Source organism: Amycolatopsis sp. cmx-8-4, from assembly GCF_046548675.1.
Classification (GTDB): Bacteria; Actinomycetota; Actinomycetes; order Mycobacteriales; family Pseudonocardiaceae; genus Amycolatopsis.
On record NZ_JAEBDZ010000006.1, the window covers coordinates 417,932 to 438,324 of the forward strand.

A 20,393-nucleotide genomic window follows, 5' to 3' on the forward strand; every position below is an offset into this window, starting at 1 on the left:
GAGTTATTTGGGGGTTTCGTTCGCCGGGAAGATCGGTGCAGTGGTCCGACGTCTGTGCTGTGCTGGACGCATGCGTACGACGATCTTGGCCGCAGCGGCCTCGAAGTCTCGAAGATCGCCTTCGGGACGTGGCAGCTCGGCGGCGACTGGGGCGCCTTCGACGAGGACACCGCGATCGCGGCGATCCACCACGCCCGCGCGCTCGGCGTGAACTTCTTCGACACCGCGCAGGCCTACGGTCGCGGCCGGTCCGAAGTGCTGCTGGGGCGGGCACTGCGAACAGAGAAAGACGTCGTCGTCGCCACCAAGGGCGGCATCAACCCGCGGGCGCAGCGGCCGCGCGACTCGCGGCGCGCGTGGCTCACCCAGGGGCTCGACGAGAGCCTGCGCAACCTCGAGCGCGACCACATCGACGTCTACCAGGTGCACTGGCCCGACCCGGACACCCCGGCGGCCGACGTCGCCGGCCTGCTGCAGGAGTTCGTCGACGCCGGCAAGGTCCGGCACGTCGGCGTCTCCAACTACGACGCCGCGCAGCTGGCCGCGTTCGACGAGACGCGGCCGGTCGAGACGCTCCAGCCGCCGTACCACCTGTTCCGGCGTGGCATCGAGACCGATCCACTGCCCTACGCCCGCGAGCACGACATCGGTGTGGTCGTCTACAGCCCGCTCGGCAGCGGCCTGCTCACCGGCGCGTTCACCCCGGACAGCACGTTCGAAACCACCGACTGGCGGTCGAGGTCGAGTGCGTTCCAGGGCGACAACCTGCGCCGCAACCTCCAGATCGTCGACGAACTCACCGCGTTCGCGGCCCAGCGGGACGTCGAAGTCGGCCAGCTCGCCATCGCCTGGACGCTCGCCCGGCCGGGAGTGCACGCTGCGATCGTCGGGCCGCGCCGGCCGCGGCACATCGAGGCGAGCCTCGCCGCCGCCGACATCACGCTGACGCCGGAAGACTTGGCCGAGATCGACCGCATCGCCGCCGGCGCCGTGCAGATCGCCGGCGCCGCGCCGGAGGGCGTCGCCTGGTCCACTGTGGACAGACTTACTTGACGGCGGCTTCCAGCTCCACCAGCGCCGTGTCGAGGTGCGTGAGGATCCGCTGCAGGTGCGGCACGCTGCGGCGGCACCCCATGATGCCGAAGTCGAGGTTGTCGCCGTTGCTGGTCAGCGTGATGTTCACGGCCTGGCCGTCGAGCAGCACCGACGCCGGGTAGATGCCGTCGAGCTGCGCGCCGTTCCAGTACATCTGCTTGCGCGGGCCCGGCACGTTCGAGATCACCAGGTTGAACGGCGGCCGCGTGTTGTTGACGACGCCGGGGATCGGCGAGACGCCCAGCTGCGCCACGTTGATCCCGGACAGCAGCAGCGTCTGCAACGGCGTCAGCTCCGAGAACAGCCGCTTGCCGTTGCGCATCGACTGGTGGATCGCGACGAGCCGCTTGCCCGCGTCCGGCAGGTCGGTGGCCAGGTTGCACAGCAGGGCACCGATGTTGTTGCCCGTCGCCTCACCCGGATCGGTCTTGCGACGCAGCGAAACCGGCACCATCGCGATCATCGGCGCGTCCGGCAGCGCGCGCTGCTCGATGAGGTAGTCCCGCAGTGCGCCCGAGCACATCGCGAGCACGACGTCGTTGCGCGACACCCCGGCCGCGTTGGCCACCTGCCGCACGCGGTCGAGCGACCACGACTGCGCCGCGAACCGGCGCGCGCCGCCGATCGGCACGTTGAACATCGTCCGCGGCGCCTGCCCCGGCAGGGTCACCGTGTGTTCGCTGAACGCTTCCCGCGCCACCTTCACCGCGGCCGGCGCCAGGCTCGCGATCTGGTTGACCGTCTTGCCGGCGCTGTCCAGCAGGGACCGGGGGCGCTTGGTGCGGCCTTCGCCCGGTTTGCGCCTCGTGCCCCACCACGGCGGGCAGTCCATGTCCGACGGGTCGTCCGACAGCGTGCCCTGCAGGTGACGCAGCGCCGAGACGCCGTCCATCAGCGCGTGGTGGACCTTCGTGTAGACGGCGAACCGGCCGTCGGCCAGGCCTTCGACGAGGTGGATCTCCCACAGCGGCCGGTGCCGGTCGAGCAGCGTGCTGTGCCAGCGGCTGGTGAGCTCCAGCAGTTCGCGGATCCGGCCCGGCTGCGGCAGCGCGGAGTGCCGGAAGTGGTAGTCGAGCTCGAGGTCGGCGTCGGTCGACCAGGCGACGTGCCCGAGCGTGTTCACCGGGCGGGCGGGGCGGCGGCGGAAGACCGGCCGCATGTTGTCCGAGTCGAGCAGGTTCCGGCGGAGGCCGCTCAGGTAGTCGGGGCCCGCGCCCTCGGGCTTCTTGAACAGCTGCAGGCCGCCGACGTGCATCGGATGCTCGCGCGTCTCCACCAGGAGGAACATCGAGTCGGTCACCGGCATCATCGGCATCGGGCATCACCTTCCGCGCGCGGAGCGTCGCTGCCCCGGTGGGCCGACTCTACGCGTTCGGGTGCCACCGGTGGATCACGTTCTACATTGGCGAGTATGACCGTCCGAAGCGCCGGGGAAACGTCTCTGCCACAGTTGGCCGAAGTCGTCGTGATCGGCGGCGGGGTGATCGGGGTGAGCTGCGCGTTCCGGTTGGCCGAGGCCGGCGTCGACGTCGTGCTGCTGGAGCGCGACGGGCTGGGCGAGGGCTCGACGGCGAAGGCCGCGGGCGGTATCCGGTCGTCGTTCACCAGGCCCGTGAACGTCGAGCTCGGGCTGCGCGGGCTCGCGGAGTACAGCGCTTTCCGGGAGCGGTTCGGCGTCGAGATCGACTTCCGCCGCGACGGCTACCTCTACCTGATCACCGACCCGGCGGACGTGCCCGCAATCGGACATTGCGCGGAGCTGCAGCGCGCGCACGGCGTCCGGAGCTACCTGCTCGACCCCGCGGAAGTGCGGGACGTCCTCCCGCTGCTCGAGCCGGACGGCGTCGTCGCGGCGCTCTGGTCGCCGGACGACGCGAAGGCGACGCCGGACGCGGTCGTGCAGGGCTACGCGAGAGCTGCACGCGCGCACGGCGCGCAGCTCCGGACCGGCGTCGAGGTCACCGGGATCGAACGGGACGGTGACGCTCTGACGGGCGTCCGCACGACGGCGGGGTTCGTGCGGACCGGCGCCGTCGTGTGCGCGGCGGGCGCGTGGTCGGGGCGGGTCGGCGAGCTGGCCGGGCTGGACCTGCCGGTGCGCCCGTTCCGGCGGCAGGTCGTCTTCACCGGCCCGGTGCCCGGATTGCCGGAGTCGGTCCCGCTGACCATCGAACTGCCGTCGGCGTTCTACTTCCACCGTGAAGGTGCAGGCCTGGCGATGTCCTTTTGCGAGGACGACGGCTTCCCGGGCTTCGGCACCCGCTACGAGGCGGGCGAGTGGCTGCTGCGGCTGGCCGAGCTGGCCGGGCGCCGGATCCCCGCGGTGCTGGACGCCGGCGTCCGCACGGCCTGGGCCGGGTTGTACGAGATGACGCCGGACCGCAACCAGATCATCGGGGAAAGCGTCCTTCTGTCGCGGTTCTTCTACGCGACCGGGTTCTCCGGCCACGGCTTCCAGATGGGCCCGGCCACCGGCGACCTGGTCCGGGACCTCTACCTGGGGCGACCGACGTCGGTCGACGTCGCCGAGCTGGACGTCCGCCGGTTCGCGGCGGCCGGTACCGCACCGGCCGAGCACCACATCGTCTAGGGCCGATTGCCAGATCGTTCAACGATCTGGCAGTATCCGGGCCGTGGCTGTGAGTGGTGCGCGGGAGCTGGCGGACGCTTTGAAGGCGTTGGGCACGGAGATCGTCTTCGGCCTGCCGGGAGTGCACAACCTGCCGTTGTGGGAGGCGTTCGCCGAGGTCGGCATCAAGATCATCGGTGTCCGCCACGAACAGACGGCCGGGTACGCCGCCGACGGTTACGCCCGCGCCACCGGGAAGCTCGGCGTCGCGCTGGTGACCACCGGGCCCGGCGCCGCCAACACGCTCGGCGCCGTCGGCGAGGCCATGGCTTCCGCCGCGCCGGTGCTGGTCATCGCCACGGACATCCCTTCGACGCTGCGGCGTCCCGGCGTCGTCCGCGGCGTGCTGCACGAGACGTCGGACCAGCAGGCCATGTTCGCGCCGATCACCAAGGGCGGCTTCACCGTCCGCGCGGCCGACCAGATCGGCACCACCGTGCACCGCGCGGTCCGGCTCGCGCTGCAGCCGCAGAGCGGGCCGGTGTACTTCGGCGTGCCGACCGACTACCTGCGCGAGGCCGTGCCGCACCGGCGTTCGCCCGCGCCGCACCGCAAGCCCGACGGCGACGTCCCCGACCTCGCCCGGGCCGAAGCGCTGCTGTCCGACGCGCAGCGCCCGCTGATCTGGGCCGGCGGCGGCGCCCTGCGCTCGGGCGCGGGCGAGGCCATCGGCGCGCTCGCCGAAAAGCTGGCCGCGCCGGTGATCACCACGTTCGCCGCCCGCGGCCTGCTGCCGCTCGACCACCCGTGCCTGGCGCCGAACCCGGTGCACACGCCGGAGGTCGGCGAGCTGTGGGACGAGGCCGACGTCGTGCTCGCCGTCGGCACCGACTTCGACGGCCTGATGACGCAGAACTGGCTGATGCCCCAGCCGCCCACGCTCATCGCGATCAACGTCGACGCCGACGACGCCGCCAAGAACTACCCGCCGGACCTGACGCTGGTCGGCGACGCGCGCGCGATCATCGAGCGGCTGCTGCCCAAGCAGCGCGACGGCCTCGACGACATCACGCTGCGGCTGGCCGGCATCGGCCGCCGGGTGCGCCAGCGGATCCGCGACGAGGAGCCGCAGGCCTACGACTTTCTGTCCACTTTGGACGAAGTGCTGCCGATGGACGCCGTGCTGGTGTCCGACATGTGCGTCGCCGGCTACTGGGTCGGCGGCTTCCACCGGGTGCGGGCGCCGCGCAAGCTCGCCTACCCGATGGGCTGGGGCACCCTCGGCTACGGCTTCCCCGCGTCGCTCGGCGCCGCCGCGGCGGGGGTCGGCCGCGCCATCTGCATCACCGGCGACGGCGGTTTCCTCTACGCCTGCGGTGATCTCGCGACGCTCGCGCAGGAACAGCTGCCGGTCACGGTCGTCCTGGTCGACGACGGCGGCTACGGCATGCTGCGTTACGACCAGGAGCGGGAAGGCGTGCCGCGTCGCGGGGTCGACTGGGACAGCCCGGACTTCGTCGGCCTGGCCCGCTCCTTCGGGGTGCACGCCGACCGCGTCTCCGGGTTCGGGCGCGCGTTCCGGCGGCTGCTCGGCGAGTTCGTCGAGTCGGACGAGCCGAACGTGCTGGTGGTGAAGGCCAAGCTGAAGCCGCCGCTGAACACGTCGCCGCGGTGGTACCGGAAGGCCGCCGGATGAAGGTCGGCAGATGAGGATCGGTGTCGACATCGGCGGCACGTTCACCGATCTCTGCGCGGTGGACGGCACCGGGATCGTCGCCGTCGGCAAGGTGCTGACCACGCACGACGAACCGGCCCGCGCGGTCGAGGAGGGCCTGGCCGCGCTCTTCGCCGACGCCGGGATCACCGCGAGCGACGTCGAGCAGGTCGTGCACGGGACGACGCTGGTGACCAACGCGCTGATCGAGCGCAAGGGTTCGCGCACGGCGCTGCTCGCGACCGCCGGGTTCCGCGACGTCCTCGAAATGCGGCGCGAGCACCGGTACGAGCTGTACGACCTGCTGATCGAACTGCCCGAGCCGCTGGTCCCGCGGCACCTGCGCTTCGACGTCCCGGAACGGATCCTCGCCGACGGTTCCGTCCACATCGGACTCGACGAGGCGTACGTGGAAAAGCTCGGCCGCGAGCTGGTCGCCCGCGGGATCGATGCCGTCGCGATCTGCTTCCTGCACGCGTTCACCAACCCGGCCCACGAGCGGCGCGCGGCCGAGGTCCTCGCCGATGTCGCACCCGGCCTGCGGGTCGCGCTGTCGTCGGAGGTCGTGCCCGAGATCCGCGAGTTCGAGCGTGCGTCGACGACGGTCGCGAACGTCTACGTCCAGGACCTCACCGAACGGTACCTGCGCGATCTCGAACGCCGCCTGCGTCGGCTCGGCGTCGCCGGCGCACCGCACATCATGCTGTCCAACGGCGGTCTGGCCACTGTGGACACCGCCGCCCGGTACCCGATCCGGATCCTCGAGTCCGGCCCGGCCGGCGGTGCGATCGCCGCCGCGTCGATCGGCCCGGCGGACCTGCTGGCTTTCGACATGGGCGGCACGACGGCGAAACTCTGCCTGATCGCCGACGGCGCGCCGCTGGTGACGCACCAGTTCGAAGTGGACCGGAAGTATCGCCTGCTGCCCGGGTCCGGGCTGCCGGTGCAGGTGTCGGTCATCGACATGATCGAGATCGGCGTCGGTGGCGGGTCGATCGCCCGGATCGACGCGCTGGGGTTGCTGACCGTCGGTCCCGATTCGGCCGGGTCCGAACCCGGCCCGGCCTGCTACGGCCGCGGCGGCACCGAACCCACGGTCACCGACGCCGACCTGGTGCTCGGCTACCTCGACCCGGGCTACTTCCTGGGCGGCGCGATGACGCTCGACGCCGCGGCTGCGCGTGAAGCGATCGGCAGCCGCATCGCCGAGCCGCTCGGCGTGAGCGTCGAAGAAGCCGCGTGGGGCATCCACACGAGCGTCAACGAGGACATGGCGAACGCCGCGCGCGTGCACGCCGTCGAACGCGGGCAGGATCCCGCGAAGCTGCCGATGTACACCTTCGGCGGCGCGGGCCCGGTGCACGGGGTGGGTGTCGCCCGCGCGCTCGGGGCGCCGTCGGTCGTCGCGCCGCCGGCCGCGGGGGTGCTCAGCGCGGCCGGGTTCCTGACCGCGCCGCTGGCGTTCGACTTCGTCCGATCGGCCCGCGCGGCCGTGCTCGACCTGTCGCGGGAGCAGGTCGACGCGCTGTTCGCCGAGATGGAGGCCGAGGGCGCGGCGCTGCTCGCAAAGTCTGGTGTGGACAGTGTGACGCACCGGCGGATCGCCGAGATGCGTTATGCCGGACAGGGGTACGAGATCCGCGTGCCGGTCCACGACGGCAGCTGGCCGGACACCCTGATCGACGAGTTCACGCGCACCTATCGCGCGCTCTACCGGCGCTCCGGGCCCGACGTCGGCGTCGAGGTGCTGAACTGGCGGGTCGTCTCGAGCGGGCCCGTGCCGGACGTCAGCCTCCGGCTGGCCGGCTCGACGTCACCGGGTGAGGCACGGAAAGGCACTCGCAAGGCCTACTTCCCGGTGGGGGGATTTGTCGATACGGTCGTGTTCGATCGGTACCGGCTCGAAGCCGGTGACCGCGTCGACGGTCCGGCCATTGTGGAGGAACGCGAGTCCACAGTGGTCGTCCCATCCGGTGCCCACTGCGTCGTCCGAGGTGACGCGGGGCTGGAGGTGACGGTGTGAGCGTCGATCCGATCCTCGTCGGGCTGTTCGCCAACCGGCTGCACTCGATCCTCGCCGAACAGCAGAACGCGCTGGTCAACACGGCCTTCTCCGCGGTGGTCCGCGAATCACTCGACCTGGCCTGTGCGGTGTTCGACTCCCGCGGCGAGATGATCGGCCAGTCCGTCGGGGGCACGCCCGGGCACATCAACGCGATGGCCACCGGCATGCACCACTTCGTCGCCGCGTACCCGCCGGAGCAGCTTGAACCCGGCGATGTGCTGCTCACCAACGACCCGTGGCAGACCGCCGGGCAGATCAACGACATCACGGTCGCGACGCCGGTGTTCCGGCGCGGCCGGCTGGTCGCGTGGTTCGCGTCGTGCTGCCACGCGCCCGACATCGGCGGCCGGCTGGTGTCGGCCGAGGCGCACGAGGTCTTCGAGGAAGGCCTGCGGCTGCCGATCCTCAAGTTCCTGCGCGCGGGCGAGGTCAACACCGATCTGGAACGGCTGATCCGCGTCAACGTCCGCACGCCGGAGGAGACCATCGGCGACCTGTACGCGCAGGTCACCGGCAACGAGGTCGGTGCCGCGAGCCTGGTGCGGCTGCTGGACGAGTTCGGGCTCGACACCCTCGACGACGTCGCCGCCGAGATCATGAACCGCTCCGAGAAGGCCCTGCGAGACGCACTGCGGGAGCTGCCGGACGGGTCTTACACCAACGAGATCGTCACCGACGGCTTCGACGACGAAGAGATCGTCCTGCGTGTCACGGCCACTGTGGACGGTGACGAGATCCACCTCGACTTCGCGGGTTCGTCGCCGCAGAGCCGGCGCGGGATCAACGTCGTGCTGAACTACACCCGGGCGTACGCGTCGTTCGCGGTCAAGGCGGCGATCTCGCCGGAGGTGCCGCACAACGCCGGCTCGTTCCGGCCGGTGCACGTGACCGCGCCCGAAGGTTCGGTGCTGAACTGCCGGCCGCCGGCGCCGGTCGCGTCGCGGCACCTGATCGGGCACTTCCTGCCGTCACTGCTGATCGGCGCGCTGCCCGGGTCGGCGATCGCGCCGAGCGCGGACGCGCTGTGGATGACCATCTGGCGCGGCCCCGGGTTCATGCTCAACGTCTTCCAGACCGGTGGCATGGGCGCGCGGGCGGCCAAGGACGGCCTGAACACCACGGGGTTCCCGAGCGGGCTGCGCTCGACGCCGACCGAGGTCATCGAGACCATGGCGCCGCTCGTGCAACGGTCTCGGGAACTGCGCGTGGACTCCGGCGGTGCGGGACGCCGGCGCGGTGGCCTCGGACAGGTGACCACGATGGTGGCACGCGACGTGGATTCCTGGAGCGTCAACGGGAACGTCGACCGCGTGCGCGCGGCCGCGTCCGGTATGGACGGTGGTGGTGCGGGCTCACCCGGACGGTTCGGCTTGCGCGGCGGAACCGACCTGCCCGTGAAGAGCCGCGTTACCCTCGCCGCGGAGTCCGTTGTGGACGTCACGCTCCCCGGCGGCGGCGGTTACGGGCCGCCGCGCGAACGGCCGGTGGCGGCCGTGCTCACTGACGTCGTCGAGGGGTACGTCTCGGCGGAAGCGGCGCGCGAGGTGTACGGCGTCGAAGTGCGGTACCTCGGGAACGCGGACACACTCGTCCGGCTGCCCGAGGACTACGTGGTGGACGAAGAGCAGACAGCACGACTGAGAGCGGGTAAGTGATGGGTCGGTTGGCCGGCAAGGTGGCGGTCGTCTTCGGCGGCGCGCGGGGTATCGGCCTCGCCACGGTGAAGGAGTTCCTCGCCGAGGGCGCGACGGTGTTCGCGTCGGACATCCGCGAGCCCGCCGAGTCGCTGGCGGGCTATCGGCACTCCATAGTGGACGCCACCGACGAGGATCAGGTCGGCGCGTTCGTCGACGGCGTCATCGCCGAGACCGGCCGGATCGACGTGCTGCTCAACAACGTCGGCATCCACCTCGGCAAGCCGCTGGTCGAGACGACGCTGGCCGACTTCGACCACATCTTCGCGCTCAACGTGCGGGCCGCGTTCCTCGGCACCCGCGCCGTGCTGCCGCACATGCTCGAGCGCAAGGCGGGCAGCATCGTCACGACGTCGTCGAACGGCGGCGTGATGGGCCGCCCGGGCGACCCGGTCTACAACGCCACCAAGCACGCGCTGGTCGGGCTGACGAAGTCGATCGCCGTCGCCCACGCGCACCAGGGCATCCGCGCCAACACGGTGAACCCGGGCGCGATCGACACCGACATGCTGCGCGGCACGCTCGCCTCGGCCGAGGAGTTCGAAGCCAAGCAGCACCAGCTCGTCGCGAGCACCCCGGCGGCCCGCGTCGGCGAGGCGTGGGAAGTCGAGAAGGCCGTGGTGTTCCTGGCCAGCGACGAGTCGAGGTTCATCAACGGCGTCGTGCTGCCGATCGACGGCGCGAAGGCCGCGGGGGCGATGCCGGGGAACCGGTACAGCCTCGACTTCGAACTCGGCGTCAGGTAGCGGAGTTCCGATGTCCACTGTGGACGCCTCGGGGCTGGAGCACGAGCGGCACCTGCTCGCGCGCAGCGGCACGGCCGAGCGGGTCGCCGCGATCCTGCGCCAGTACATCACGGACGGCGTCTTCGCCCCCGGTGAACGGCTTTCCGAGCCGGTGATCAGCTCGGCGCTGGGCGTCTCGCGCAACACGCTGCGCGAGTCGTTCCAGCTGCTGGCCCACGAACGGCTGGCCGTGCACGAGCTGAACCGCGGCGTGTTCGTGCGCGAACTGACCACAGAGGACATCGAAGACCTCTACGTCTTGCGCCGGGCCACCGAATGCGGTGCCCTGCGCCGCGCGGCCGAGAGATCCACTGTGGACCTGACGGCGGTCGAGGGCGCGTTGCGGAGCGGCCGCGCGGCGGCGGCGGCCGAGGACTGGCCGGCGGTCGGCACCGCGAGCATCCACTTCCACCAGGCGCTGGCCGACCTCGCCGGCAGCGAGCGGATCTCCGCCACGATGCGCCAGGTGCTCGCCGAGACCCGGTTGTTCTTCGTGCTCAACGAGAACACCCGCGAGTTCTACGAGCCGTTCCTCGACTGCCACGAGCAGATCCTGGAAGACCTGCGCTGCGGCCGGTTCGACGTCGCGGAGGCCGCTTTGGACCGTTACCTCCGCGACGCCGAAGCCTGGCTCATCGACCTCAGCAGGTGATCGTGGCGTTCGCCCAGTCGGCGTGGTCGTTGGTGTTGCCGTCGCCGCCGTCGGTCACCGACAGCTCCAGCACCTGGACGCCGGAGAGCTGCGCGGTCAGCGGCTGAGCCTTGTCTCCGGGGTGCATGACGCCGGTCGCGGCCAGCTCCTTGCCGTCCCCGAGGACGCGGAACCCGGCGCTGCCACCGGAGTTCTCGTCGTCCAGGCCGACCAGCGTGCTGACCGAAGTGCAGCCCGCGCCGACGTAGATCCGCACGCTCGACGGCGCGTGGGCGCCGATCCCGTCGTCGTAGCCGGTGCCGGCGATGGTGATCTTGTGGCCGTCACCCGCTTGGGCCTCGCCGTTGCTCGTGCCGCGCTCGACCGGGCCCCAGCCGTTGTCGGACGACATCCACGGCGCCTTCGACAACGCCGTCGTCCCGGCCGCCGGCCGCGAGACGAGCGGTGACGTGCCTTCCGACGTCAGGTCGCGCTTGCCCCACAGGGTCAGGTAGCTCGCCTTCGCGGTGAGCGTGACGTGGTCGCCGGCCGGAGCCACCGGCTTGAAGGTGACCTGCTTCTGCCAGGACTTGCCCGGCAGGACGACCGGCACCGTGAACGCGCCGGGCCCGTCCAGCTTCCAGCCCGCGGGCGCCGTGACGCCGGCGCGGACGTCCGCGATCGGCGTGCTGCCGTCGTTGGTCACCTTCAGCGTCGTCGTCAGCGGCCGGTCGGCGGGCACGTAGTCCGGGCTCGGCAGGGCAAGCGTCGTCAGCGGCGCGGCCGCCGGGTGGGTGGCGGGCCAGACACGGAACACGGCCGAGCCGTGGGACGGGACGACCGCACGGAGAGTTCCGGCGGTCTCGGTTTCGGTGCCGCTCCAGAGGTCGCGGACGCGGTAGTCGCGCGCCTTGAGGCCGAGGTCCTTCGCCGTCGTGCTCATCGCCGCCGTCGCGGAACCGCGGTTGAACAGCACCACCGCGGCCGAGCCGTCGGACATCGGCTTGGCCCAGACCTCGGTGTCGCCGTCGTCGCGGATCTTGTGGCCCTGCGTGCCCGCCCAGTCCTGGTCCAGCGCGATGACGTCCTTGTTCTCCAGGATCTTCTTGTTCGCGGGCGACATCGCGGGCAGGTCGTTCCCGGCCAGCAGCGGTGCGTTCAGCAACGCCCAGAGCGAGAAGTGCGAGCGGTACTCGGCGTCGGTCATGCCGCCGTTGCCGACCTCGAGCATGTCCGGGTCGTTCCAGCCGCCGGGACCGGCGTACTTCTCCAGGCCGACCTGCTGGTCGAGGATGCCGGTCATGCTGCCCCAGTTGTCGCTGATGTCGCCGGTGGTGCGCCACAGCTGCGCGCCGGCGTCGCGGCCCCAGGTCCACGGGTCGTTCTCGCCCCATTCGCAGAGCGCGTAGACCACCGGGTGACCGGTCTTCTTGATCGCTTCGCCCATCTTCGTGTAGCGCTCGATCGCGTCGCGGCCCTCGTTGTTGCAGATGTCGTACTTGAGGTAGTCGACGCCCCAGTCGGCGAACGACTGCGCGTCCGCCTCCTCGTGGTCGAGCGCGCCCGGCATGGTCTTCTGGCAGGTCAGCGTGCCGGCGCTGGTGTAGATGCCGAGTTTGAGGCCGAGCCCGTGGACGTAGTCGGCGAGCGCCTTGATGCCGTGCGGGAACTTTTCGTGGCTGGGTTCGAGCTTGCCGTCGGCCGTGCGGTTTTGTTCGGCCCAGCAGTCGTCGATGTTGACGTACTGGTAGCCCGCGTCCTTCATGCCGGACGACACGAGCGCGTCGGCGGCGCCGCGGATCAGGTCCTCGTTGATGGCGCAGCCGAACTTGTTCCAGCTGTTCCAGCCCATCGGCGGGCGGTCGCCGACGCGCTGGGCGGCGAAGTACTGGGGCTCCGCGGCCGCGGCTTGGGTGACCGTGACCAGCGTGGCACAGACGGCCAGCGCGGCCGCCATTCCAGCAAGACGACGCATCGTTCCCTCCCGGAGTGCGCAACTCTGCACAGAATCGATCAACAATCAACACGATGGGAGTGATCGCCGTCTAGGTCCGTTGGTAGGAAATCCCTTTCCCGGGTGCGCGAGGTACAAAGGGGCGGACGCCGAGCCCGACGAGGAGCCGTTGATGCCCCCTGCCCCTGACGGATTCCGGCCGCTGGACGGGATCAAGGTCGTCGACCTCTCCCGCGTCCTGGCCGGGCCGTACTGCACGCAGCACCTCGGCGAGATGGGCGCCGACGTGGTGAAGGTCGAGCCGCCGGGCCACGGCGACGACACCCGCGGCTGGGGCCCGCCGTTCGTCGGCGACGAGGCCGTCTACTACCTCGCGGCGAACCGGAACAAACGTGGGATCGTCCTCGACCTCAAGAGCGACCGCGGGCGGGACGCGCTGCGCCGGCTGGTCGCCGGCGCGGACGTGCTCGTCGAGAACTTCCGCCCGGGGACGCTGGAGAAGTGGGGGATCGGCTACGCCGCGTTGTCGGCGGTGAACCCGCGGCTGATCCAGGTGTCGATCACCGGGTTCGGGCAGACCGGGCCCTACCGCGACCGCGCGGGCTACGACCTGGTCGCGCAGGCCCTCGGCGGCGTCATGTCGCTGACCGGCGAACCCGACGGCGCGCCGGCGAAGGTCGGGCTGCCGGTGGCCGACCTCAACGCCGGGACGTGGGCGATCATCGGGGTGCTGATGGCGCTGCAGGCCCGTCACACCACCGGCCGCGGCCAGTACCTCGACGTGTCCCTTTTGGACAGTCAGCTGGCCTGGCACATCTACGCGGCGGGCGCGGTGTTCTACGACGCGCCGCGCCCGCGCCGGATGGGCTCGGCGCACCCGAACATCGTCCCGTACCAGGCGTACCCCGTGTCCGACGGCTGGCTGATCATCGCGGTGGGCAGCGAAAAGCTGTGGCACGCGTTCTGCGGCGTGCTCGGCTTGGACATCGCCGCGGATCCGCGGTTCTCTTCGAACGCCGCGCGCGCGGCACATCGGGACGCGTTGAACGCACTGCTGGAGCCGGTGCTCCTGACCCGCGCGGCGGCGGACTGGCTGAAGGCGTTCGACGCGGCGGGCATCCCGGCGGCCCCGATCAACGAGCTCGACGACGTCTACGCCGACCCCTGGACGGCCGCGCGCGACCAGGTGGTGCGGCTGCCGCACCCGACGGTGGGCACGTACGTGGGCAACGGCTTTCCGGTGAAGGCGTCGGACACCCCCGCGCGGCCGACGTCCGCGCCGCCGACGTTGGGACAGCACACCGCGGAGGTGCTCGCCGAGCTGGGTTATTCGGAAGCGGAGATCGCGGAGTTCCTGGACTGAGACTCAGTTCGTGCCGGGTCTCCAGTGGAGGAAGTCGGTCACTGTCCGCCGGTTGGCGGCCACCCAGAGGAGCCGCAGGCTGAGCAAGGTCAGGAGCAGGCCGATCGCCCAGGTTGCCAGCCCTGGGCCGATGGCCTGGTCGGACCAGGTACGGCCGGAGTGCAGAAACCACCACGCGACAGAGTCCAGGGCCAGCACGGCGAGTGCGGGGAAGATGACTCCCATCGGGCTGGCCTGTACGTACCTGATCATGCGCCGGACACCAAGTGGCTCGTCGGGAGTTCTACGGAGCCATTTTTCGTAGCCAATTCCGCCGGGAACCTGCGGATCGAGTTCAGTTCTGATGTACAAGGAGACTCGTTCTATGTGCTGCGAGCACCCGACCCAGCGGGAGGCGAGAATGTTGCTGCTGAACGGGATGATCAGCAGCAGCGGAATCCGGCTTGCCGAGGTGAACGCGAAGCCGAACACGGCGCCGCTCGTCGTGATCAGGAAGGCGATTATCTTCCACTGCTGGTCCATCAGGTGGATGATCTCGGCGCGCAGGGCCGTGTATTCCGCGAGCGGGCCGAGGTGAGCGTCGTCGCTTCGTCGGCTGAATGGGATGCGCACCCCCACCAGGTCGGCCGGGCGGTGTCGTTGTTACAGGTTGTGGTGCCGTTCCGGCCAGGTCCGGCCGTCGAACTGTGCACGATGGAGTGTTCGCGCCGAGTGCTTCGCCCTGGTAAGGATGGGGGCGGGACCTGAGGAGGACCGATGTCAGCACAACCGAAACACGCCCTCTGGCACCCGTTCGCCGATATGGGAGCCGTCGACGGGGATCGGATGGTCATCACCCGCGGCGAGGGCTCCTACGTCTGGGATGACGCCGGGCGGCGGTACTTCGATGCCACCGCGTCGCTCTGGTACGCCAACTTCGGGCACGGGCGGCCGGAGATCACCGAGGCCGTCGGCAAGCAGCTGCGGGCGCTCGACTCGTACAACCTGTTCGGTTACAACGCGAACGAGCCGGCGATCGAGCTGGCCGACCGCGTCGCCGAGCTGGCACCGACCCCCGGCTCGAAGGTGTTCTTCGGCTCCGGCGGCGGGGACGTCATCGACACCGCCGTGAAGCTCGCGCGCGCCTACTTCGCGCAGACCGGGCGGCCGGAGAAGGTGCACGTCATCGGCCGGACGCAGGGCTACCACGGCACGCACGGGTTCGGCACGGCCGTCGGCGGCATCCCGGCCAACGCGGCCGGCGTCGGCCCGCAGCCGCCGGAGTTCTCGCACGTTCCGTTCGACGACGCCGGCGCGCTCGAGGCCGAGATCCAGCGGGTGGGCGCGTCGCGGGTGGCGGCCTTCTTCTGCGAACCCGTCATCGGCGCGGGTGGCGTGCTGCTGCCGCCGGAGGGCTACATCGAGGCCGTCGCGGAGATCTGCCGCCGCCACGACGTGCTGTTCGTCGCGGACTGCGTCATCGCCGCGTGGGGCCGGCTCGGCACGTGGTTCGGTATCGACCGGTGGTCGGTGCAACCCGACATGATCACGACGGCGAAGGGCATCACCGGCGGGACCATCCCGCTCGGCGCGCTGATCGTGGCGCCGCGCGTGGCGGAACCGTTCTTCACCGGCGCGCCCGGCGCCCCGATCTTCCGCCACGGCGCGACGTACGCCGGACACCCCGTCGCCTGCGCGGCCGGCCTCGCCACGCTGGACATCTACGAGCGCGACGGCCTGATCCCGCGCGGCCGCGAACTCGAGAAGCCGCTCGCCGACGCCGTGTCCGGTGTCAGTGACCACCCACTGGTCAAGGAGGTCCGCGCCGGCCTGGGCTTCCTCGCCGCGGTGGAGCTGACGGGCGACGTCATGGACGCCGACCCGGGCGCCCCGGTCAAGCTGCAGCGCGCCTGCCGGGACGAGGGTGTGATCGTGCGCAACCTCGGCCGCGGGATCGCCGTGTCGCCGCCGCTGATCGCGGCGGAACCGGAGCTGGACCTGCTGGCCACGGCGCTGCCGAAGGCCCTCGACCGCCTGCGCTGAAACGGTGAACGGCTCATTCCTGTCCTCCGACGGCAGGAATGAGCCGTTCACCCTGCGTGTCACGACACGCAGAACTCGTTGCCCTCCGGATCCGCGACCGTCACCCAGCTGTGTGGCCCCTGCTGCCCGCGGTGCAGGAACTTCGCGCCCCGCGTCGTCAGCTTCTCCACCGTCGCGTCGACGTTGGCCGCGCCGACCCAGACGTCCAGGTGGAGCCGGTTCTTCACGGTCTTGGGTTCTGGGACCAGCTGGAACAGCACCCGCTTCGGCGGGCCTTCGGGCGGGGAGTCCGGGTGCCGGATGGCGGCACCCGTCTTCCACACCAGTGCCCCGTTGTGCGTCTTCGTCTCCGCGTCGCTCGCATAACCCTTCGCGATCATCTCGCGGATGAAGTTCTCGTCGGTCGGTTCCACGTCCCAGCCGAGCGTCTCGGCCCACCAGTCGGCGAGCACGTGCGGGTCGGCTGAGTCGACGGTCACCTGGAAGTCATACGCCATACCGGCACGTTAACGACCGAGTCCGACATTTTCCGGAGCGCGAGGTCTTCGGGCACCACCGTGAACCGCCACTTGTCGACGCCGCCGCCCATGATCTCGGCGTAGCGGCGGGCGCCGTCCGCGTTCGCGAAACGCACTTGCTGGCCGTTCGTCAGGTGGGTGATCTTGACCGCCACGCTGCCTCCTCAGAACTCCCCGAAAAGATTGGGCCGGCCCGCGGAGCTTCCCCCTCCGGGACCGGCCCGCACAGTAGAACACATGTTCGACTGGTCGCGCCAGTGGATCCCCCAGGTAGGGGAGAAAAGGGCATTTGTGCAGGTCAGAGCGGACGGATCATCGCGGCCCTCGGCCAGGTGTCCAGGCCGCGGGCGGCTTCGGAGCGGCGGATGTCACGCAGCCCGTCGCCGATTTCGGCGTCCTCGACGACCCGGAACCGCAGCCGCTCGTAGTAGGGCGCGTTCCACGGTACGGCGGTGAACGTCGTGAGCGTGAGTGCCGGCAGACCGCGCTCGGCCGCCCACGCGGCGAGCGTCTCGATGAGCGCGTGACCGAGGCCGCGCCGCGCGTGGCTCGGCCGGACCGAGACCTGTTCGATGTGCGCGCGTCCGTCGACGACTTCCGCGATGAGGTAGGCGACCGGGCGGTCGTCGGCGTCGACGCTCACCCAGGCGCGGCCGTCGGCCTGGTAGGCCGACAGCTCCGCGACCGAGCCCGGGTCGTCGTCGGCGATCGCGTGCATCTCGAGGTCGCGGAAGAGCCGCCCGGCCTCGCGTTCGATGTCGATCAGAGCGGGCAGGTCATCGGGGCGCGCGAGCCGGATCACCCTCGCATTCCTACTCGCGCGCCGGCTCCGGCGCGCGGCATTTTTACAGCGAGTACGACGAAATCGTCCGCTGGATGCGGTCGGCGTAGCCCCGCAACGCCGTGATCGCGTTGTCGCGGGCGCCTTCGGAGATCCGGGCGGCGGGGCCGGCCATGGTCAGCACGGTCGGCCGCCTGCCCATCGTCGGCACCGGGACCGAACAGGCCCAGACGCCTTCGTCGATTTCCCCCGAACTGACCGAGAACCTGTTCTCCTGCGCGAACTTCAGCTCGTCGCGCACGCCGGTGCCGTACTGCTCGATGATCGGCGGCAGCCGCCGGTCGCGTTCGATCTCCGGCAGCAGCGCGAGCAGCATCTTGCCGGACGCGCCGAGCCCGAGCGGCACCGAATGCCCGGGCTCGAAGGTGAACCGCATGGCGCGGTCGCACTCGATGCGGTCCGCGCACACGGCGGCGTCGCCGAACTGCTGGAACAGCATCACGGTCTCACCGAGTTCGCGGGCCGCTTCTTCCATGGCCGGCTTGGCCAGCCCGACGAGGTCGTTCGCCAGCTGCGCGGCCCGCGCGAGCGGCATCACCTGACTGGTCAGGTGGTAGTGGCCGGCAGTGCCCTCTTCGAGCAGCTGCAGCTCCTTGAGCAGGGCGACGTAGCGGTAGGTCGTCGCGACCGGGGTGCCGATCGTGGCGGCGAGCTCGGCCACGCTGGCCTCCCACCGGCGCTCGGAGAACGCGAGCAGCAGCTGCAGGACCTTCCGGGAACTGCTGGCACCGGGGGTACGGCGGGGGGAAGTGGTGGCGGAACCGTCGACGGCACTGACGGCAGGCGTCATCATGACCTCTCGGTGAGACAAAAACGACCTTCGCTATCACACGGGGTGAATAAATTAGCACGTTGCGTGAAACGAAAGCCAGCATTTCCGAATCCCGGCCGGATTCCCACTTGAGTTCGCCGAAGTGATTTTTGTTGTAGCACAACGGGGTTCAGCGACGCTCCAGGAACGGCGTCAGCAGCCCCGGAAGCGCCTCATCGGCCAGTGTCAGCCCGTCCGTCTCGCCGACGTCCAGCACTTTGTAGTGGCCCTTGCCCGCGGCCACCGGGGCGATCACCGTGACCAACCCGGCCCGGCGCTGGAAGAACGAACGCTCGACCACGATGCCCGTCAGGCCGTCGCACCGGACCACCGCCGTGCCGCGGTCCAGTGAGCCCGACCGCGTCACCAGGTAGCGGCCCGTCAGCGCGTGGCCCAGGCCGCGGTAGCGGTCCCAGCCCACCAGGGCCGCGAACGGCAGCAGCACCACGGCCACCTGCCACGGCCAATCCGGCCAGCCGGCGAGCCACGCCAGGGCGTAGAGCGCCGCTCCCAGCAGGAGCACGCCGATCACCGCGCGGGTCAGCCGGCGGTAGAGGGCCCGGCGGGGGTGCCGCACCAACGGCGTCGCCGCGGGGTCTTCGCCGAGGACCGCCGCGACGACCTCGTGGACGCGGGCGACCGGCGCCGGGGGCAGCAGGAGGCCGCCGCCCTTGTCCGCGCCCTTGCCCTCGCGCAGGCCGCCCGCGATGGCGACGCAGCGGGCGCCACCCGCCAGGCGCAGCGGCAGCGGCTCGCGGACCTCGACGCCGCGCAGCCGGTCCTCCTCGATCGACACCGAGCGCGTCGTGATCAGGCCGCGCCGGATGTGCAGCGTGCCGGCGGGCTCGCGGGTGAGCCGGAAGTTCCAGAACGACAGGATGTAGCCGCCGACCGACAGCACCGACACGAGCAGCAGCAGCCCGACGGCGGCGAGCACCACGCTCACCCACGCCGGCGTGTCGGCGAAGTGCCCGACGACCGTCCGGACCAGCGAGAACTGGACCGGGTCGAAGTGCAGTTCGTGCGCGAAGTGGTAGACGGTGCCGACGGCCGCGCCCACCACCGCCAGCCCGGACAGCGTGAACGGCGCGTACCGCAGCCACCGCTTGTCGACGGCGGCGACGAGCTGCTCCGGCGGCTCGGCAGCGGCAGTGTCCGAAGACGCCGCCACGGCCTTCCGGTGCAGCAGCAGCGTCCGCAGCCGCTGGGCCTCGGCGACCGTGACGGCGTCGAGCACCAGCTCGTCCTTGCCCGGCCCCTTGCCGTGCGAGTGCCGTCCGGTGCCGATCCGCGCGGCGGCCAGCGAGAACAGCCGGTGCTTGGGCTCGGAGGTGACGTCGACCGTGCGGATCCGGTCGCGCGGGATGGCCCGCTGCTTGCGCAGCAGCAGCCCGGTGTGCCACTCGACCTGCGACTCGGTGATCCGGTAGCGCGACGTCAGGACGTGCGAGACGCCGGTGAAGACGGCGACGGCGGTGAACGCCAGGCCGATCCACTGCCACGGTTCGCCGTGGCCGAACAGCAGCGCGCCCAGCAGCACCGGCAGCGACTTCACCAGGTCCAGCACCGGCCGGATGAGCAGCATGCGCCGGTCGAGGTGGTGCCACGGCGCGTCCCGCGTGCCCTCGGCGGGCCGGACCACGGCCGTCTCGGTGTCGGCGGTGCTGCTCATGTCGCGTCCCCCCGGATCGCCTGAGTCGTCTTCGTCAGCTCGTCGGCCAGCTCCAGCGCGCGGTCGTGCCGCAGGCCCGAGATGCGCAGCGGGCCGGCCGCGGACGCCGTCGTCACCGTGATCTTCGCCAGCCCGAAGAGCTGTTCGAACGGGTCGCGCTCGATGTCGACGGTCTGGATCCGCGAGATCGGCGCGATCCGCCACTGCTGCTTCAGCCAGCCCGCCTGCGTGTAGACGGCCTCCCCGGTGACCTCCCAGCGGTGCACGCGATAACGCCACTGCGGCATCACGATCAGGTGCAGCGGACCGAGCACGCACGAGATCACCAGCGTCACGCCGAGGAACGCGGGCGCGTCGTCGCTGGTCGCCACGATGAGCGTCTGCACCCCGATCAGCACGATCCAGAGGATCGCGGCGGTCGTCGTCCAGTAGCCGATGGCCCGGCGGCTGACCCGGTGTGCCGGCGGCCGCAGCCGCAGGGCCGTACTCGTGGTGTGTTCGCTCACCGCTTCAGCGTGCCCGATCGGTGGCTTGCGCGCCCACGACAAGTGTCACGATGCCGATCCGGTCCGGCCTCGATCGCATGGCGTTACGATCCCCGGCACAGCCGGTGGAATGGAATCCCCGTCGGGGTGTGTTGTGCTTGAAGGATTCGCATA

18 protein-coding genes are annotated in these 20,393 nt (G+C 70.8%); 9 read left to right on the forward strand and 9 right to left on the reverse strand.

Going from position 1 to position 20,393, the window contains the following annotated elements; genetic code table 11:
• Window positions 1-54 precede the first annotated feature (54 nt).
• The gene (locus ACLJQZ_RS15910) at window positions 55-1,053 is read left to right on the forward strand and encodes an aldo/keto reductase (protein WP_410620740.1); all 999 of its coding nucleotides are present in this window, start codon (window positions 55-57) and stop codon (window positions 1,051-1,053) included.
• Here ACLJQZ_RS15910 and ACLJQZ_RS15915 read toward each other — a convergent pair.
• Window positions 1,046-2,410 carry a WS/DGAT/MGAT family O-acyltransferase gene (locus tag ACLJQZ_RS15915; protein WP_247057256.1) on the reverse strand — a complete coding sequence of 455 codons (1,365 nt, stop codon included), beginning with the start codon at window positions 2,408-2,410 and terminating at the stop codon, window positions 1,046-1,048. The genes ACLJQZ_RS15910 and ACLJQZ_RS15915 overlap by 8 nt on opposite strands.
• A 96-nt stretch (window positions 2,411-2,506) precedes the next feature.
• On the opposite strand from ACLJQZ_RS15915, the gene ACLJQZ_RS15920 reads away from it, so the two are divergent.
• Genes ACLJQZ_RS15920 through ACLJQZ_RS15945 form a run of 6 tightly spaced genes read left to right on the forward strand, consistent with a single transcriptional unit; the run spans window position 2,507 to window position 10,574 of the window.
• Window positions 2,507-3,685, forward strand: a complete 1,179-nt coding sequence (locus ACLJQZ_RS15920; protein ID WP_410620741.1) for an NAD(P)/FAD-dependent oxidoreductase — start codon at window positions 2,507-2,509, stop codon at window positions 3,683-3,685.
• Between the two features lie 43 nt (window positions 3,686-3,728).
• Window positions 3,729-5,360, forward strand: coding sequence for a thiamine pyrophosphate-binding protein (locus tag ACLJQZ_RS15925; protein WP_410620742.1), 1,632 nt, complete (start codon window positions 3,729-3,731; stop codon window positions 5,358-5,360).
• A 10-nt stretch (window positions 5,361-5,370) separates the two neighbouring features.
• The gene (locus ACLJQZ_RS15930; RefSeq protein WP_410620743.1) at window positions 5,371-7,401 is read left to right on the forward strand and encodes a hydantoinase/oxoprolinase family protein; all 2,031 of its coding nucleotides are present in this window, start codon (window positions 5,371-5,373) and stop codon (window positions 7,399-7,401) included.
• Window positions 7,398-9,098 (forward strand): hydantoinase B/oxoprolinase family protein, encoded by a 1,701-nt coding sequence (locus tag ACLJQZ_RS15935; RefSeq protein ID WP_410620744.1) that lies wholly within the window; start codon window positions 7,398-7,400, stop codon window positions 9,096-9,098. Before ACLJQZ_RS15930 ends, ACLJQZ_RS15935 begins: the two co-directional genes overlap by 4 nt.
• A complete protein-coding gene (locus ACLJQZ_RS15940) occupies window positions 9,098-9,883 on the forward strand; it encodes an SDR family NAD(P)-dependent oxidoreductase (RefSeq protein WP_410620745.1) in 786 nt (261 codons plus the stop codon). Before ACLJQZ_RS15935 ends, ACLJQZ_RS15940 begins: the two co-directional genes overlap by 1 nt.
• Before the next feature lie 10 nt (window positions 9,884-9,893).
• On the forward strand, window positions 9,894-10,574 hold the full coding sequence (locus ACLJQZ_RS15945) for a GntR family transcriptional regulator (RefSeq protein WP_410620746.1): 681 nt from the start codon (window positions 9,894-9,896) through the stop codon (window positions 10,572-10,574).
• Here the strand turns inward: ACLJQZ_RS15945 and ACLJQZ_RS15950 are convergent.
• Window positions 10,564-12,528 carry an NPCBM/NEW2 domain-containing protein gene (locus ACLJQZ_RS15950; RefSeq protein WP_410620747.1) on the reverse strand — a complete coding sequence of 655 codons (1,965 nt, stop codon included), beginning with the start codon at window positions 12,526-12,528 and terminating at the stop codon, window positions 10,564-10,566. The genes ACLJQZ_RS15945 and ACLJQZ_RS15950 overlap by 11 nt on opposite strands.
• 151 nt (window positions 12,529-12,679) lie before the next feature.
• Between ACLJQZ_RS15950 and ACLJQZ_RS15955 the strand changes: the two genes are divergently transcribed.
• Window positions 12,680-13,870 carry a CaiB/BaiF CoA transferase family protein gene (locus ACLJQZ_RS15955; protein ID WP_410620748.1) on the forward strand — a complete coding sequence of 397 codons (1,191 nt, stop codon included), beginning with the start codon at window positions 12,680-12,682 and terminating at the stop codon, window positions 13,868-13,870.
• Between the two features lie 3 nt (window positions 13,871-13,873).
• On the opposite strand, the gene ACLJQZ_RS15960 is transcribed toward ACLJQZ_RS15955, so the two are convergent.
• The gene (locus ACLJQZ_RS15960) at window positions 13,874-14,482 is read right to left on the reverse strand and encodes a hypothetical protein (protein ID WP_410620749.1); all 609 of its coding nucleotides are present in this window, start codon (window positions 14,480-14,482) and stop codon (window positions 13,874-13,876) included.
• Window positions 14,483-14,626: 144 nt separating this feature from the next.
• On the opposite strand from ACLJQZ_RS15960, the gene ACLJQZ_RS15965 reads away from it, so the two are divergent.
• Window positions 14,627-15,892, forward strand: a complete 1,266-nt coding sequence (locus tag ACLJQZ_RS15965) for an aspartate aminotransferase family protein (protein WP_328644682.1) — start codon at window positions 14,627-14,629, stop codon at window positions 15,890-15,892.
• Window positions 15,893-15,951: 59 nt separating this feature from the next.
• Here the strand turns inward: ACLJQZ_RS15965 and ACLJQZ_RS15970 are convergent, their stop codons facing one another.
• From ACLJQZ_RS15970 to ACLJQZ_RS15995, 6 genes are all read right to left on the reverse strand, one after another.
• Window positions 15,952-16,389 carry a VOC family protein gene (locus ACLJQZ_RS15970; RefSeq protein WP_410620750.1) on the reverse strand — a complete coding sequence of 146 codons (438 nt, stop codon included), beginning with the start codon at window positions 16,387-16,389 and terminating at the stop codon, window positions 15,952-15,954.
• Complete coding sequence (locus ACLJQZ_RS15975) at window positions 16,368-16,565, reverse strand: hypothetical protein (protein WP_323323023.1); 198 nt, start codon at window positions 16,563-16,565, stop codon at window positions 16,368-16,370. The genes ACLJQZ_RS15970 and ACLJQZ_RS15975 overlap by 22 nt, the downstream gene beginning before the upstream one ends.
• 143 nt (window positions 16,566-16,708) lie before the next feature.
• Window positions 16,709-17,212 carry a GNAT family N-acetyltransferase gene (locus tag ACLJQZ_RS15980; protein ID WP_410620751.1) on the reverse strand — a complete coding sequence of 168 codons (504 nt, stop codon included), beginning with the start codon at window positions 17,210-17,212 and terminating at the stop codon, window positions 16,709-16,711.
• Window positions 17,213-17,255: 43 nt separating this feature from the next.
• Window positions 17,256-18,041, reverse strand: coding sequence for an IclR family transcriptional regulator (locus tag ACLJQZ_RS15985; RefSeq protein ID WP_410620814.1), 786 nt, complete (start codon window positions 18,039-18,041; stop codon window positions 17,256-17,258).
• 151 nt (window positions 18,042-18,192) lie between these two features.
• A complete protein-coding gene (locus ACLJQZ_RS15990) occupies window positions 18,193-19,734 on the reverse strand; it encodes a PH domain-containing protein (RefSeq protein ID WP_410620752.1) in 1,542 nt (513 codons plus the stop codon).
• Complete coding sequence (locus ACLJQZ_RS15995; RefSeq protein ID WP_410620753.1) at window positions 19,731-20,240, reverse strand: PH domain-containing protein; 510 nt, start codon at window positions 20,238-20,240, stop codon at window positions 19,731-19,733. The genes ACLJQZ_RS15990 and ACLJQZ_RS15995 overlap by 4 nt, the downstream gene beginning before the upstream one ends.
• Window positions 20,241-20,393 lie beyond the last annotated feature (153 nt).

What these genes read in the sequence shown, in the direction of transcription:
- ACLJQZ_RS15945 (WP_410620746.1), top strand. Translation starts at nt 9,894, where the DNA reads ATGTCCACTGTGGACGCCTCGGGGCTGGAGCACGAGCGGCACCTGCTC.
- ACLJQZ_RS15990 (WP_410620752.1), bottom strand. Translation starts at nt 19,734, where the DNA reads ATGAGCAGCACCGCCGACACCGAGACGGCCGTGGTCCGGCCCGCCGAG.
- ACLJQZ_RS15985 (WP_410620814.1), bottom strand. Translation starts at nt 18,041, where the DNA reads ATGACGCCTGCCGTCAGTGCCGTCGACGGTTCCGCCACCACTTCCCCC.
- ACLJQZ_RS15915 (WP_247057256.1), bottom strand. Translation starts at nt 2,410, where the DNA reads ATGCCGATGATGCCGGTGACCGACTCGATGTTCCTCCTGGTGGAGACG.
- ACLJQZ_RS15955 (WP_410620748.1), top strand. Translation starts at nt 12,680, where the DNA reads ATGCCCCCTGCCCCTGACGGATTCCGGCCGCTGGACGGGATCAAGGTC.
- ACLJQZ_RS15970 (WP_410620750.1), bottom strand. Translation starts at nt 16,389, where the DNA reads ATGGCGTATGACTTCCAGGTGACCGTCGACTCAGCCGACCCGCACGTG.
- ACLJQZ_RS15965 (WP_328644682.1), top strand. Translation starts at nt 14,627, where the DNA reads ATGTCAGCACAACCGAAACACGCCCTCTGGCACCCGTTCGCCGATATG.
- ACLJQZ_RS15940 (WP_410620745.1), top strand. Translation starts at nt 9,098, where the DNA reads ATGGGTCGGTTGGCCGGCAAGGTGGCGGTCGTCTTCGGCGGCGCGCGG.
- ACLJQZ_RS15920 (WP_410620741.1), top strand. Translation starts at nt 2,507, where the DNA reads ATGACCGTCCGAAGCGCCGGGGAAACGTCTCTGCCACAGTTGGCCGAA.
- ACLJQZ_RS15930 (WP_410620743.1), top strand. Translation starts at nt 5,371, where the DNA reads ATGAGGATCGGTGTCGACATCGGCGGCACGTTCACCGATCTCTGCGCG.
- ACLJQZ_RS15950 (WP_410620747.1), bottom strand. Translation starts at nt 12,528, where the DNA reads ATGCGTCGTCTTGCTGGAATGGCGGCCGCGCTGGCCGTCTGTGCCACG.